General features: G+C 58.1%; 11 protein-coding genes. 8 read left to right on the top strand and 3 right to left on the bottom strand.

Annotated features, from left to right (window positions below; genetic code table 11):
* Positions 1-74: 74 nt before the first annotated feature.
* Positions 75-1,022 (bottom strand): glycosyltransferase family A protein, encoded by a 948-nt coding sequence (locus tag J2T57_RS21360; RefSeq protein ID WP_253485387.1) that lies wholly within the window; start codon positions 1,020-1,022, stop codon positions 75-77.
* A 150-nt stretch (positions 1,023-1,172) separates the two neighbouring features.
* Here J2T57_RS21360 and J2T57_RS21355 point away from each other — a divergent pair, with 150 nt between their 5' ends.
* The 8 genes from J2T57_RS21355 to J2T57_RS21320 are packed head-to-tail and all read left to right on the top strand — an operon-like array spanning position 1,173 to position 11,655.
* Positions 1,173-2,036, top strand: a complete 864-nt coding sequence (locus tag J2T57_RS21355) for a glycosyltransferase (RefSeq protein WP_253485337.1) — start codon at positions 1,173-1,175, stop codon at positions 2,034-2,036.
* 2 nt (positions 2,037-2,038) lie between these two features.
* Positions 2,039-3,163, top strand: a complete 1,125-nt coding sequence (locus J2T57_RS21350) for a glycosyltransferase (protein WP_253485336.1) — start codon at positions 2,039-2,041, stop codon at positions 3,161-3,163.
* A gap of 6 nt (positions 3,164-3,169) precedes the next feature.
* Positions 3,170-4,156 (top strand): polysaccharide deacetylase family protein, encoded by a 987-nt coding sequence (locus J2T57_RS21345; protein WP_253485335.1) that lies wholly within the window; start codon positions 3,170-3,172, stop codon positions 4,154-4,156.
* Positions 4,153-5,532 (top strand): O-antigen ligase family protein, encoded by a 1,380-nt coding sequence (locus J2T57_RS22525; protein WP_253485332.1) that lies wholly within the window; start codon positions 4,153-4,155, stop codon positions 5,530-5,532. The genes J2T57_RS21345 and J2T57_RS22525 overlap by 4 nt, the downstream gene beginning before the upstream one ends.
* A complete protein-coding gene (locus J2T57_RS21335; protein ID WP_253485330.1) occupies positions 5,529-6,650 on the top strand; it encodes a glycosyltransferase family 4 protein in 1,122 nt (373 codons plus the stop codon). The genes J2T57_RS22525 and J2T57_RS21335 overlap by 4 nt, the downstream gene beginning before the upstream one ends.
* A 9-nt stretch (positions 6,651-6,659) precedes the next feature.
* Positions 6,660-8,603, top strand: coding sequence for an asparagine synthase (glutamine-hydrolyzing) (asnB, locus tag J2T57_RS21330; protein WP_253485328.1), 1,944 nt, complete (start codon positions 6,660-6,662; stop codon positions 8,601-8,603).
* Complete coding sequence (locus tag J2T57_RS22520) at positions 8,600-10,771, top strand: GNAT family N-acetyltransferase (RefSeq protein WP_253485326.1); 2,172 nt, start codon at positions 8,600-8,602, stop codon at positions 10,769-10,771. Before asnB ends, J2T57_RS22520 begins: the two co-directional genes overlap by 4 nt.
* The gene (locus J2T57_RS21320; RefSeq protein ID WP_253485324.1) at positions 10,768-11,655 is read left to right on the top strand and encodes a glycosyltransferase; all 888 of its coding nucleotides are present in this window, start codon (positions 10,768-10,770) and stop codon (positions 11,653-11,655) included. Before J2T57_RS22520 ends, J2T57_RS21320 begins: the two co-directional genes overlap by 4 nt.
* Before the next feature lie 27 nt (positions 11,656-11,682).
* On the opposite strand, the gene J2T57_RS21315 is transcribed toward J2T57_RS21320, so the two are convergent.
* On the bottom strand, positions 11,683-12,876 hold the full coding sequence (locus J2T57_RS21315; protein WP_253485316.1) for a glycosyltransferase family 4 protein: 1,194 nt from the start codon (positions 12,874-12,876) through the stop codon (positions 11,683-11,685).
* A 7-nt stretch (positions 12,877-12,883) separates the two neighbouring features.
* A complete protein-coding gene (locus J2T57_RS21310) occupies positions 12,884-14,686 on the bottom strand; it encodes an ABC transporter ATP-binding protein (RefSeq protein WP_253485314.1) in 1,803 nt (600 codons plus the stop codon).
* Positions 14,687-14,744: the final 58 nt, after the last annotated feature.

Here is a 14,744-nt window from a genome sequence, read left to right as displayed (position 1 = left end):
ATTTGGAGCCGTGATCTTGACCGTGCTAACTGATGTCTCATCGCGTTTGGCAGTCGTTGCATCACTGTCTAGGATCAAGTCGTCCATCGTCGAATTCTCTGAAGGGACCTTCCAATCGTACCTCGCCAGCCTCCTTGGGCTACCAAACTGGAGAGACCACCGGCATAGTTCCATGGCACACCTCTCCGAAACCCTGAGGCTGTCAGCCAGTCCTCCGCGTATGGGATCTCCGAATAGTCTCTGGTCAAAAAGCGGTTGGTGATATCTGCAGACATGGGTTGGTAAGGGTAGAACCCGCTCCCTGCCAGCCATTCCGATGCTCGCAGGGCGAGAGTGCGCTGCCTGCCCCGGTAAGATATTGGATTCGGTAAGTACATCATGAACGGCGTCGCGCTCCAACCAATCTTGATCCCGAGTTTCTTGCAGAGTTCGTTGTTCTTATCTTCCGTATCGCGCAACGTTTCAAGCCTGTTAATCAGTCTTTCTACATGAAAGACTCCAACGGCCGAAAAATAAGCATGTCCGCCCTCTGGGTAATCGTCCTCTCGCACATAGGCACTCCCTGTGGCCAACAGAGTCATCATGGTGGCGTCTCGGTGTTGGAACTCCTTTTTGAGAAAGCAAGTTTGGAGTTGTATGGCTTGCTCGTTCGCGTCGAAGAAATTCTCAACTTCAGCAAGATCCCTGGCGGCGATACTTCGGACAACCTGCATATCGTCCTGAATAAATAAGGCATATTTTGTGCCCGCGTCCTTGCAGTGGTTGATCGCGAAGTTCATGTTCGTGTACAGACCACCGAGCCGAATACTGCTTGGGCTTGTTGACGGACTTACGACGTCAATTTGGCGTTGATGCTTTTGAATAACATTCAGTGTCTCCGGATCATAACTGTCGTCGTCTACCACGGTTATACGGCAGTTCTCTGTATTCCTTTTGACTGAAGAAATACAGTTTTCGAGGAACTGCCCCCTGTTGAAGGAAAAAATATAGATACTCAACGGAACGGGCGAACTATTATGCATTGTCACTCGCCGGGCTAAGTCGGAATAAACCCACCTCGGTGGGAGGTGATGTAAGGCCGCCCTTCAGGCATACTGCCCTCCGGCAACGTGCTGAGGGGCAAAAGTCAATTCATGAGGCGCAGCGATCCTGAGCGGTCTCCCTTGGTTAGCGTGTTGACACCTGCACACAATCGCGCCGCGTTTATCGACCGTACGGTAAAGGGCGTGTTGTCGCAAACGTATGGGTCTGTTGAATATATCATCGTGGACGATGGTTCGACGGACGGCACGCTCCAACTTCTCCAGTCGTATGAAGGTCACGGGACAATAAGTCTATTGCAGCATCCTAACGGAGAGAACCGCGGCCAGTCCGCCTCCCTCAATCTCGCACTCTCCGTTGCGAGGGGCGAATACATCGCCATCCTCGACAGCGACGATATGTTTCACCCCCGTAAGCTCGAGATTCTGGTGGACTATCTGGAGAGGCATCCGGATGTCGGCCTAGCGTACTCGAATGGCTATGCGGTGGACGAGAACGACAACGTCCTCTACGAGATGCATCCGCCGGATCATCAGGAAGAAAACGACCCCAACCGCCTGTTGATGGATTGCTACTTTCTGCTGCCGCAAAATGCGGTGGTGCGCCAAAGTGTGTTTGATGCCGCTGGGCGGTTCGAGGAATCGTTCCGCTCCGCTCAGGATCACGACATGCTGCTGCGCATCGTGGAAAAAACCAAGATCGCTTATGTGCCGGAGCACTTGTTTTACTACCGCCGCCATGGTGATTCTATCAGCGCCAAGCGCCAAGATCTGCGCTGGAAGACAGGGTTCGAGATTCTGCGTCGCGCAGCGAAGCGCTACCCCTACCGCCGTTCCACCATTCGCAAGCGCCGTGCCGTGCTGCACTTTCGCATGGGGCAGGTGCACTGGCGGGCCGGTGAGCGGGGCAAGGCGCTGCCGCATTTTCTCATGGCCGGTGCGTTGGACCCGCTGCGGGGGTTCTCGGTGCTAACCGGACGGGAGCAGGTGCGCTAGTCATGAGTGAAGAAAGTGAACACCCTCTGGGCGTGCTGCTGCTGATCGATCACTACCAAAATCCCCATGCCGGCACCGAAGGGCAGCTTTATTCCTTGGCGCAGGGGTTGGTGTCCTATGGTGTGCGGTGCGAGCTGGTGGCATTGCAGCCGTCGGCCTATCTGGAGAGTGGAGCTTTCCCTTGCCCAGTCACGGTGCTCGGCCATTCCAGCGTTCGTTCGTTCGCCACGTGGCGAGCCATGTACCGCCTGGGTCGGCAGAAGCGCAAGCAGGGTTATCGTCTGGCCCACACCTTCTTTAACGATAGCTCCCTGCTTGCGCCACCCATGTTCCGATTAGCAGGTGTCCGCACCATTATCTCCCGACGGGACATGGGTTATTGGTACACACCGACCTACAAGGCGTTGCTGCGGCAAACGGGTCGGTTTGTGACTGCCTGTGTGGTGAACAGCCAGGCGGTCAAGGAGATAACGGCTGAGGTTGAGCGCATTCCGCCTGAGCGTATTCATGTGATTCCCAATGGCGTGAGGGAACCCGTGTCGTCTGCGGATGGTGATCAGTTGCTGGCGGAGTTGCGCGGGCGTGGTCATGTGCTGGCGGGCATTGTGGCCAACATTCGTCCGATAAAGCGGATTGCGGACCTTGTTAATGCGCTGGCGCTCATCAGGGATGACGTCCCTGCATTAGATGTGGTGATTGTCGGCGGCGGCGATGTCGGGCGGTTGCGCGAGGTCGCCGCAGAGTTGGGTGTAGGAGAAAGAGTCCATTTTCTCGGCTCCCGCAGCGATGTGGCGGGGCTGCTTCCGCAACTGGATGTCGGGGTGTTGTGCAGCGAGTCTGAGGGCTTTTCCAACGCCATAGTGGAGTACATGCAGGCAGGCTTGCCGGTGGTGTGCACCCGTACCGGTGGCAACCCGGAGGCGGTTACGGACGGCCGCACTGGATTTCTGTATCCTGTGGGTGATATTGATGCGTTATCGCAATCGTTGTTAACGCTGGCGAGGGATGAAGCACGCAGGCACGCCATGGGCGCCAAGGCCCGCCAAGAGGCCACTACCCGGTATTCGGTAGGCACCATGGTTGATGTGCATTTGTCGCTGTACCGGCAGTTGCTAGTGCAAGGGTGAGGAACAATGAATACCTCTCGGCTGGTGAAACTCGCCGGACCAGCTGGCCTGTATAGCCTTGCGCGCCAATTTACGCGCAACCATCCCCGCATATTGATGTATCACCGCTTCTCGGAAGCGGAGCAGTCAGGTTTTGTGTCCGCCGCTGCCTTTGAGCAGCAAGTGCGTTACATCGCTCGACACCATCACGCGATAACTGCCGGAGCGCTAATAACTGCTTTGCGCGACGGCACCCGCTTGCCCCCACACACTTTAGTGGTGACGGTGGACGACGGCTATGAGGATTTCCATCGTGTGGCCTGGCCAATTTTGAAGCGGCACGGGGTACCTGCCACGCTGTTTGCCACCACAGGCTTCGTAGACGGTGAGCTCTGGCTGTGGCCCGACCAGGTGGCGTGGCTGCTGGATCGAACGCCTGAGAGCAGTGATGCAGTCACCGTCGCTGAGCAACGCATCACGGTAGATGGAACTGCCTGGCAGCGCCTTATTGATGTTCTGCTCACCCTGCCAGACGCAGAAAAGCACCTTGCCATTGCAGCTATGGCAGAACAGCTTGGGCTCGTATTACCCAAGGCGGCCCCGACGGAGTTTGCAAGCGTAAGCTGGGACCAACTTCGGGAGTTGGAGCAGGCCGGTATCGAAGTCGGTGGGCACACCTGCACCCATCCCACCTTGCCCAAGGTGCAGACAAGCGAACTACCGAAAGAGCTGGATGCCTGCCTGGCGCGCATCAATGAAGAGCTGGGCGAGCGCCCCCGACCGTTCTGCTACCCCAACGGCCAGCCGAGTGATTACAGTCAAACCGTGCGCGATGCCGTGGAGCAGGCTGGCTTTATTGGGGCCGTAGTGGCTCATGCGGACCATGCATCCCACGCGGATGTCTACCAGCTGCGCCGCCACAGCAGTTCCGCTAACCCCTTTCAGTTTATGAAGGCTGCATCGGGCATAGAGTGGCTGGGGCGACGCATCAAGAATAGGGGTGCGGCCGCGTGAGCGCGCCTGCGCACCAACTTGCCATTGCAAAGGCGAAAGAAAAGGTGAAAGACGCCACCGTGCCAAGCGCGGTGTTCTTTCTCTACTGTATATTCGTTTTTGAATACTTCTTCCGCTTGTCCGCCAGAATCCCCGGCATGGGCCAGTTACGGCCCACAATGGTTTTGTTCCTGTTGCTTACCATCGCCCTATTCATGCAAGCCGATAAGGTGCGGGATAAACTCAAGGAGCCGCCAGTCCAGATCATTTTGGTGCTCTTTATGTACCTGTTTGTTTCGTTCCCGCTTGTGGAATGGCCAGGCAGTGTTATTCGTCAACATGTGCAGCCATTCATCCTTGCTGTGTGTTTTCTTTTCTTTACCGCAATGGTGGTGGATACCGACAGGCGGCTAAAGCTCTTTGTCCTGTTGTTTGTTGTCTTGCAGGCTTGGCGGGTGATCGAGCCCTTCGGCAACTATTTGCTGACCGGCGAGCTGGGCGGACGCACGCATATCGGCGGGGGCGAGTTTGCGGGTCGCCTTAACGGCGCCCGGGCAGATGTGATCAACGCCAACGGGCTTGGCTTTGTCATTGTGACCACCCTAGCGTTTATGCACTTTTTGATGGGTGGGAGCAAGAGTTTCATGATCCGTTTTGCCTACTATGGACTGGCGGGCACGTTCCTCTATGCTTTGATGCTTACCAGCTCTCGAGGGGCGTTTGTCACGCTAATCGTTCTGGTAGCCTTCATGATTTGGGACAGCAAACGGAAAGTGCTGTTCGTAGGCTTGCTTGCAGTCGCTTCGGTGCTCGCTTGGTCCGGCCTCTCGGATTTCCACAAAGACAGGTACCTGTCCTTGATCAGTTCCGATACCAGCACTGCATCTGGGGCGACTGCGGACGGGCGCATCCGGGGGATGACCACAGAGTTCCGGCTTGGCTTGAAGCGCCCTATATTCGGCCATGGCCTGGGCACTACGCCGGAGGCAAAGGTTAACCAGCTGGGTGGTCGTCGCCAGGCAGCGCACAACCTCTATGCTGAGCTGTTGATCGAGATTGGCGCGATCGGTGCGATTATATTCCTTGCTTACCTGTTCAAGTTGCGGAGTGCCGTGAAGGATAACCTGCTGGCCTTCAAACGAGCGGTGCGGCAAGGCGTACCGGTGGATGGCTTCATGTTAAACCTGAACAAAGCGCTGCTCGTGGTGTTTTGGGTGTACGCGGTATATAGCATCAACTACTTTGGCTTGTCGCAGGATTATTGGTACATCTTTGGTGGCCTCTGCATTGCCTTTGCGCGGTCCATCAAGCGGAACCGCGAGGTGTATTTCGGCACTGAGAGTGCGCCGCTGCAGGGCGCTGGCGGCGCCGGCACAAAGCGCCCACTCTCTGCATGAAGGTACTGCTTTCCGCATTGTGGCCGGTGGGAGGTATTCGCACGTTTTTCCGCTACGTGTATGGGTCCCCTCATTTTGCGGATGTTGATGTCACCCTGGTGGGGCCAGATGTCGGCCTGTCTCATTTCTTGAAATACAATGCTCCCGAAACACGGATTACGGTGCAGGCATGTGAGCAGTCCGCTGGCGACCTGCTAAAGGCTACCCGTCAAGCGCTAATCGCCGGGGAATTTGATTTGCTGCATTCCCACGGGTTTTCGGCTGGTGCCGTGTCGGAGGTGGCGCGGTTTGGCAAGCGCGTTCCCCACCTGATGACGGCGCACGATGTATTTTTGCCGACTATGTTCTCGGGGGTGAAAGGCGCTGTTAAGCAGGCCGGGCTCGGTTACCTCTTCCGCCGCATGGATATGATTCACGCGGTCACTGACGATGGCGCGGCCAACGTGCATGAATACGTATCTGGTCTCGTGGGAGACAAGGTGCGTCCCATCCTCCATGGAGTGGATGCCGACTACTTTGCTGCAGCCGCGCGGCGCAATGTTGAAGCAGAGGTCGCGTTGCCGTCGGATAGCTTCGTTATTGGGTTTTTTGGCCGATTTATGGCGCAAAAGGGGTTTCGTACTCTGGCGGATGCTGTTCGCCTGTTGGTGGATGAGCGGCGGATTTCCCGCCCTATCAAGGTGCTCACGTTCGGCTGGGGTGGCTTCATCCGTGAAGACTACGCCTATGTGGAATCCCTCGGTCTGGCGGATCACTTTGTGCAGATGCCCGCCACGAACGACCCTGCCGGCTGGATGAAAGCGGTTGACGTGGTCGCCATGCCATCCCGGTGGGAGGCTTGTGGCCTACTGGGGATGGAGGCTCTGTGCGCCGGTGCCCCAATCGTAGGTACGCATTGTATTGGGCTGCGTGAGGTGTTGCAGGGATCGCCGGCTCCCATGGTGCCACCAAGAGATGCGCGGGCCTTGGCAGATGCTCTGGCAACCATGGCTGATCCCAATGCCCGAGAGGCGTTCCAAGCCTACCAGGCAACAGCAGTGGAGCGGTTTTCCGTGGACCGCCCCGCGCGCGCACTTCGCGCGCTCTACAGCGAGCTGGTGGAGGGGCGGCATGAATAGAGGCGGGCCATGTGCGGCATAGCTGGCTTCTGGCTCAATGGGAATGCCAGCACGGTTGATCCTGAATCTGTTCTTGTGGCTATGGGCAGCGCTATCGCCCACCGGGGGCCGGATGGCGCGGGCGAGTGCTTTGATCTGGAGCTGGGGGTTGGTTTCTCGCACCGTCGTCTGTCCATACAGGATCTCTCCGAACACGGTGCGCAGCCCATGGCGTCCGCTAGTGAGCGGTTCACCATTGTGTTTAATGGGGAGATCTACAATTTTCTCTCCCTGCGGGCAGAGCTTACCGCCCTTGGCCATGGGTTTCGTGGCCATTCCGACACCGAGGTAATGCTGGCTGCCTTCGAGGCTTGGGGTGTGGAGGCCGCGCTGACCCGCTTTGCCGGCATGTTTGCCTTTGCAGTAGTGGATAGGGAAGAACGCGTGCTCTGGCTGGCGCGGGACCGCATGGGCGAAAAGCCGCTCTATTACGGCATGGCAAATGGCGTTCTGCTGTTTGGCTCGGAGCTAAAGGCTCTGCGGGCCTACCCGGGCTTTGCCCCGGCGGTGAATCGAGACGCCCTCACGCTGCTTCTGCGACACAACTACATTCCGGCGCCGCACAGTATTTATGAAGGTGTGCACAAGCTCTTGCCGGCGCACACGCTGCGGGTACCGTTGACTGGCTCAGTGGGTGATCTCACACCGCTGCCGTATTGGCGGGCAGATTCCGCATTTGCACAGGGTGCCTGGCAGGACGAAAGCGAGGCCGTGTCTGCGCTGGAGGCATTGCTCTCGCAAGTGATAGGCGAGCAGATGATTGCCGACGTGCCCCTGGGGGCGTTTCTCTCCGGGGGCATTGACTCCTCCACCGTGGTGGCGCTGATGCAGCAGCAGGCCACGCGGCCTGTGCGCACCTTTACCATCGGCTTTAGGGAGGCGGGCTACAACGAGGCCGAGCATGCCGCTGCGGTGGCCCGCCATCTGCAAACCGATCACACAGAGTTGTACGTGGCCCCCCAGGATGCGCGGGAGGTTATCCCCCAACTTCCGCGAATGTTTGATGAGCCCTTTGCGGATTCCTCGCAGATCCCCACCTGTTTGGTCAGCCGCATGACTCGCCAGCACGTGACCGTGGCGCTCTCCGGTGATGGGGGGGATGAGCTGTTCGCCGGCTACACGCGCTATCCGCAAACTGTTCGGGCCTGGCAGCGCTTGTGCGAGGCTCCAGGGGCACGGGTCCAGGCGGAGCGGGCCCTACTCAATTTGCCGGGCGGGCTCGCCCGGGGTGCCGTGCGCCTGCTCAACGGCGAACAGCGTCATTTGTCAGCTGCAGCCGTCGCAGAGAAGGTGCGGCGCGAGCGGGGGCTGCGCGCCGCAACCTCGTTGCGCGCTTTCTATCAGCGACGCATCAGCTATTGGGCGGAGCCATCGCTGTTGGTGCAGGGCGGCAGGGAGCCAGCCTACGCGCTCAACACCGATCTGCCAGAGGGCATAGCGGCGCTTAGCCCCCAACAGCAGCTCCAGTGGCTGGACCTGCACAGCTACCTGCCGGATGACATCCTCACCAAGGTGGATCGCGCCGCCATGGCGGTGAGCCTGGAAACCCGTGTGCCCATGCTGGATCACCGCTTTGTGGAATTTGCACTCGGGTTGCCACCTGCCTGGAACATGCAAGGCGCTACGGGCAAGCAGTTGCTTCGCCGGGTGGTGGAGCGCCATGTGCCCAGAGAACTGCTTGAGCGCCCCAAACAGGGCTTTGCCATTCCAATAGAGCATTGGCTTCGTAGTGAATTGCGGGACTGGGCCGAGAGCCTGCTCAATGCCCAACGCCTGCGGCACGAGGGCTATTGGAATGCGGAGATCGTGCGTGCCGTTTGGCATGATCACGTGAGCGGAAAAGCCGATTTCAGCTTCCAGCTGTGGGGCGTGTTGATGTTTCAGGCCTGGCTGGATGAGGCGGCTGGCGAGTGACAGTGCGCGTGCCCTACACGCCGGCCTATCGCAGTGAGATTCTGCGTCTGGTGGGCCGTAGTGACGTGCCCGAGGCACTCTGGCGCTGGCAGTATGAGAGCAACCCCCGGGACGTCGCCTTCAACCCAGTGATGGTCTGCACGGAAGTTGATGGGCCTTTGGTCGGCTTTAACGGCGTCATGCCCGTTACCGCGCGCTACAACGGCGAGGAGCGCTCGGCCTGCTGGAGTTGCGACTTTCATGTTCAGCCCGAGTGGCGTGGCTCTGGTGCTGGTCGTAAGGTGAAAGAAGAACTCCATGCTGATCACTCCCTGTTGATGACGTTTGGCGTAAGCCCGGTTGCAGCCCGCGTGCTCCCCCGGCTTGGCTGGCAGCGGAGTGAGGAGGTTGTGCAATACCGCCGGGTGCAGGTCGCCCGCCGTTGGCAGGACAGGCTGCGCCAGTGTATGCAGTGGGTAAACCGCATTGTTCGAGGTGGTGTTCTTTCAGGTACGACTTCGCCCAGGCCCGATGACGTTACTGCCTCGAGCCAACTGCCGGATAGTGACGAGCTGGATGCCCTGTGGCGGACAGTGGCACCGGGCTACTCCAAGATCGTCTGCCGGGACGCCGCGTATTTGTATTGGCGTTACGGGCGTTGCCCAGTTGCGCAGTACGGTTTTCTCGCGCTGCGTGATTCCGGTGGCCGCTTGCGCGCCCTGGCCGTGTTTCGCCATGCCATGGATAGCGCCCGCCTGGTGGACCTGGTGGCTGCCGCGAATGATGTATCGGCCCGCCGTAATCTGGTGGCAGCCTGGCTGCGCTTGGTCGAAGTGGCAAACACTGTCTCCACGACCACCAGTGACCGCTTGCTAGGCAAGGTTTTGCTGAAGCAGGGCTTTTTCCGGGTGCGAGAGCAGCCCGGGTTTTTCGTGCGCTCAAGCCTTGGGGATAGCGCGCCGGAGCGAGGCTGGTTCATCATGCCCGGCGATTCGGATGGAGACTTTCTGCAGGCAGCGAAAGACGCCGTGACCTTGCAGCAATCACCTGACCTCATCACTACTCGATGCCTATTGGATGACGAGTGGCTGGGCTCGCCGGCTGCATGGCAGAACTTGATCGAGCAGTCCAGCGCCAACCCGCTTTTCATGGGCTGGGCCTGGCAGAGCGCCTGGTGGCAAACCTGGGGGCAGGCGCTGCGGCTTGAGGCTTGTGTGGTGGCCGTGTTTCGCGGCGAAGAGCTGATTGGCCTCTTACCGCTATTTCGCCGCTGGCGGCGCTCCCGCACAGGCACGCTGTGGCGCGAACTGCACGTGATCGGTCATGCCTGGAGCATTGCCCCGACCGTGCGCACGGAATACGTAAGCGCCATTGTCGACGCCAAATACCGCGAGCAAGGCAACCGGGCGCTCACCGAGGCCATGACCCGCCTACGGTGGGACATCTTCACCGTCTGTGACACAGTGGCGGAGATAGGAGAGGCGCCTTGGGAGTGTGTACCGCAAACCACCTACCTGCGACGCAAGCGTGAGCAGGGCGTGGTCGTAACTGTGGATGGCGAGTTTACTCAGTGGCTGCAAGCACTTGGCCCCAACACGCGGCTCAAGGTTTACAACCGGCGAAACTACCTTGAGCAAACAGGCCGACATGCGGTGTATCGGGAAGAGAGCAATGCAGGGCAGGCGCTAGAGTTGCTCAACCACTTCCACATGCAGCGCTGGGGCAAACCCGCCTTTGAGGGTGCCAGCCTGCGTTTTCACCAGCGGTTGCTAGAGCGGCTGGGCGGGACCGGCAAGGCGCACTGCACCGTGCTGGAGGTGGACGGACAGGCGGAATCCTTGCTCTACGATGTGATCGCGGGTAGCTGCGCGTATAACCTGCAAGCGGGCTTCAACGAGCAGTTTGACAGCAAGGTGTCTCTCGGCACGCTGCACCTGGGGTACACCCTGGAAGACGCATTCGCAAATACCGCCGTCACAAAGTACGATCTGCTGGCAGGCTCCGGCAAGAACACCTTTTACAAGCGACACTTCCGCGGGCAGGTGATTGAATTTGACACCTGGCAGCTTGCCCGACATCCGTTACTGCGGATGGGCTACGGTGCCTATCGGCTATTGCCGGGAGTGCTGCAGCGAGTTGTTGTGCGACTCCTCCGCCCAGGCAGGGATAGTCACGAGGCCCAGGCATGAGCAACGAACCACTGGTTAGCATCATCACGCCCACCTATAACCGGGCGCGTTTTCTCGGCATTGCCATCGACAGTGTGCTGGCCCAGACCTATGAGAACTGGGAGCTCGTCATCGTGGATGATGGCTCCACGGATAACACTCCCGAGATCATGGAGCCCTACCTGAAGGACTCTCGCATCCGCTACTTCAGGCAAGAGAATCAGGGCCAGAGTGTTGCCCGCAACGTGGGCATAAGGGAGAGCAAGGGCGAGTACATCTGTTTTCTGGATTCGGACAATGCCTGGTTGCCGGACAAGCTTCGTCGTTCCGTGGAGTTGATGGAGCAGCATCAGAACGTCGGGGTGCTCTATGCGGATGTGATTACCGTCGACGAGGATGGAAAAGAGATTTCTCGCAAGAACATGCGGCGCTTCAGTGGCCGCATTGCGCCACAGATGCTGCGTGACAACTGCGTGAGCATGAACACAACTATCGCGCGCCGTCGATGCTTTGAAGAGCAAGGTGGGTTTTCAGAAAGCTATAGAGTTGCGGACGACTATGAGCTGTGGCTTCGGTTGTCTGCGCACTATGAGTTTCTCTATGTTCCAGAGTTTTTTGCGCACTATCGTGTTATGAACGACCAAATATCGTCAGACAAAACGCGTCGTTTCCAAGCAAACGAAAGGATACTTCAGGACTTTGTCAGTCGAAATGGTCACACGTTGTCGAAAAAGGACATTCAATCGGGATTGTGCGCCTTTTATACGCGCCGGGGTCGCTATTTTGCATCGAATGGTGCGGTCGGGGTGGCATTAAGGAGTTACGGTAAAGCCATCGTGTGTGATCCTGTCTCCGTCAAGCCGTGGCGTGCGCTTGCAAAGCTGGTCTTGAAGCGAACAGGGTGAACGCCAAACGGCTTCACCCGGGAAGATTCATTCCCAAAAACTCAACCGTCGTCCTGATTTGTCGATAAACGACCTCAGCGACTTGCCCCGATCAGGGATATAAGTCGGCCGAAGTCGCGGCCAGGGCTGGATGGCTGAATTGACGTTCTCGATACCTTCTTTGTACAGCTGAGATACGGTGTGAAAGTCGAAAACCGTCTGTGCAGTATTCAGGGCCTCGGCCGACAACGAGCGCCAGTGTTCGGGCTCGTTGGCGAGTGTCCGGATGTTGTCTGCGATCAGCTCGCGATCACCCCAAGGTGCGACAAAGCCATTGACCTTGGTTTTCACAAAGTCCGAGATAACGTCGCCGCAGTTGTAAGCAAATACCGGCAAGCCCACTGACAGTGCTTCTGCCGCTGTGTAACAAAACCCTTCGTACTCGGATGTGAGGATGGAGAGCTGACTGTTCGCGAGCTCTTGTTGGATTCCTGCCCAGTCCGTTGGGGGGAGTAGTGACACTCGGTCCGTGAGCCCATTGCGTGCGATCAGGTCGGAGTAGAGCGAGCCTTCCTGGCTGTCGCCGATGAGCTTGAAGTGAATGCTCTCTGATTCTGCGCAAACTCTATTGGCAATCTCGATAATTTCAGAGACATGCTTCTGCTCTTCGCGCAACCGCCCGTGATACACCACTGTGAATCGGTCCGGGTCAAACGCCGCATAGCCATCTGTAGTCCGCTCGACGTAGTGCGGGATATAGCGAATCTTGGCGTGGTGCCGTGCCGGCAGGCGAGCGCGCAACTCGCGTTCCGTTTTTCTGGAGGGGCAGGCATACAGAGAAATAATCGGCGCATAGCGCATGAGCCCGCCGGTGTAGTAGCTCTCGTGATCGCTATGGCAAACCCCCATCACGGAGATTGCCTGGCGGCGGGATGCCCGCGCCGCCGCAGCCCATGGCAGTTTGCGGTAGTTCGGTATGAAGACATCCGGCCGGGTGCGCTTGAGGATGTTCTCTATCCGATTCACCTGACTATCGTTTGAGAGCGCGGAGTCAACGAGAACATGCTGGTCGGCGTGGCTGCAGAGAATGGCGGATGTTTCCCGCTCGCCGTTGGCTCTGGGCGTGTGCGAAATGAGTAGTGTCTTCCAGCCCCATGAGCGAAATAGCGCCAGCATACGGATGGTGTAGGAAAACACTCCGCCCTGAGAGTTGCAGTCACAATAAATCGCGGCCGTACTCATAGCTGCCTCAGGTGTCCGACGCTGCCATGGCCTGGAACAGTTCGCTACTTGCTCTCAGCTGATCGTAAGTTCCGAAGTCCTGAACGCGCCCCTGATCGAGCAGGTAGATGCGATCGCAGTGCCGAACCGTGGAGAGGCGGTGAGCGATCATGATGATGGTTTTCTGCTTGCCGAGCTTGTTCACGGCCTCCATCACGTGCCTCTCCGTGACGTTGTCCAGCGCACTGGTTGCCTCATCAAGGATAAGTACATCCGGGTTGTGATACAGGGCTCTGGCAATGCCGATGCGCTGCCGTTGCCCGCCTGACAGCCGCACGCCCCGCTCGCCGATATGGGTGTCAAAACCTTGGGGGAGATCGCTCATGACAAAATCATGCAGGCTTGCGATCTTCGCTGCGCGGATGACGTCGTCTCTGATGACCTCATCGGGGGGGATGCCAAATGCGATGTTGCCCGCCACCGTGTCATCCGAGAGATAAATCGTCTGCGGCACATAGCCAATGCTGCGCTGCCAACCGCGCACGTTGCGTGGAGTGATTGCGTCGCCATCAATGCGCAGGGCGCCGGAATGGGGCTCCAGAAGGCCAAGCAAAACGTCCACCGTGGTTGTTTTCCCCGACCCGGTTGAGCCTACCAAGCCCACCGTAGTATTCGCCTTGATGGTCAAGTTGATGTGATCAAGTGCAGGTCGATCGGTGCCAGGGTAGGCGTAGGTAACATCGTTAAGTGTGATCTCAGTCTCGGGGGCTTTACGCCTGGCCTGCTCTGCCTCCGTAAGGGACGATTCAAGTGGGCGCAATTGCCGGAGGTCGAGGACTAGCGACTCCAATGAGGCGCCAGTCACACGAATCATCGCAAGCTGGCGATAAATATTTTGCAGAGCGGGCATGAGCCGATAGCCCGCAAATGCGAATGTCGCGAATATGGGCAGGGCACCTTGAATGGATCCGTGCACCGTCATGAGGTAGAGCAGGACTATCATCATGCCGCCAAACACCAACGCCTGCATAGCCAGCGAGGGGATTTCGCGAACGATCTGGCCCATGATGTCGACGCGGACCACCCGCTTCGATGGTGGCCGAAACCTCTCGAGCATGGGCCGCTCGAGGCCCGCGATTTTCACATCTTTGATGCCGCTGAACGCCTCGTTCACAACCTTGAAGCGCTCTCGGTTGGATTGCAGCTGGATTGCACCCATCCGCCCCAGGTAGCGACGAACGGACAAGTAAAGCACGATGTAGGCACCCGAAATAATCCCGGCAATGGAAAGGGCCAACAACGGATCCACGTATATCAGGAATGCGAACAAAGACAGCACAATAAGGCTGTGGGCAATCAGTTGGAGAGCGGGAAACAGCGACCCGCTAATAACCTTGTTAATCTCAGACAGAATAGTGGTGGAGATTCTGGAACTGTGCCGTGATAAAAACCACTCGTAGGGCTGACCCAGGTAGCGTTCCATCAATCGGCAGCCAAGTGCATGTACGCGCATTTTGGAGAATGTTAGCTGCACCCACTGAGAAAATGCCTTGAATGCCAGCGAAAAGACAAGCAACAACAACACTGCTACGCCTAGCAGAATGAGAAAACCATTGGTGGTCTCCGCCCCAGACCATTCATAGGCCGCACGGAGCACTGCGTTGGTTTGAATTACTTCGGGGTTGGATAGGACGGCGATGAAGGGCATCACGGAAGCCACGCCCGCCGTCTCCAACAGGGCGGTCATCAGCATCACGACAAACACAAGCGCGGCACGGCGGCGTTCTCCTCGCGTCAGAATGGCGTTGAGGGACCGCAGGGTGCTCAGCATGAAATCTTTTCCACTTGGATTATAGTGACATTAAAGAAGCTCATCATGCCATGTAGCC

It is taken from the genome of Natronocella acetinitrilica (assembly GCF_024170285.1).
GTDB lineage: Bacteria > Pseudomonadota > Gammaproteobacteria > Nitrococcales > Aquisalimonadaceae > Natronocella > Natronocella acetinitrilica.
This window is presented reverse-complemented; position numbering and strand designations above follow the sequence as displayed.

What these genes read in the sequence shown, in the direction of transcription:
- J2T57_RS21350 (WP_253485336.1), top strand. Translation starts at nt 2,039, where the DNA reads ATGAGTGAAGAAAGTGAACACCCTCTGGGCGTGCTGCTGCTGATCGAT.
- J2T57_RS21320 (WP_253485324.1), top strand. Translation starts at nt 10,768, where the DNA reads ATGAGCAACGAACCACTGGTTAGCATCATCACGCCCACCTATAACCGG.
- J2T57_RS21315 (WP_253485316.1), bottom strand. Translation starts at nt 12,876, where the DNA reads ATGAGTACGGCCGCGATTTATTGTGACTGCAACTCTCAGGGCGGAGTG.
- J2T57_RS21335 (WP_253485330.1), top strand. Translation starts at nt 5,529, where the DNA reads ATGAAGGTACTGCTTTCCGCATTGTGGCCGGTGGGAGGTATTCGCACG.
- J2T57_RS21345 (WP_253485335.1), top strand. Translation starts at nt 3,170, where the DNA reads ATGAATACCTCTCGGCTGGTGAAACTCGCCGGACCAGCTGGCCTGTAT.
- J2T57_RS21360 (WP_253485387.1), bottom strand. Translation starts at nt 1,022, where the DNA reads ATGCATAATAGTTCGCCCGTTCCGTTGAGTATCTATATTTTTTCCTTC.
- asnB (WP_253485328.1), top strand. Translation starts at nt 6,660, where the DNA reads ATGTGCGGCATAGCTGGCTTCTGGCTCAATGGGAATGCCAGCACGGTT.
- J2T57_RS21310 (WP_253485314.1), bottom strand. Translation starts at nt 14,686, where the DNA reads ATGCTGAGCACCCTGCGGTCCCTCAACGCCATTCTGACGCGAGGAGAA.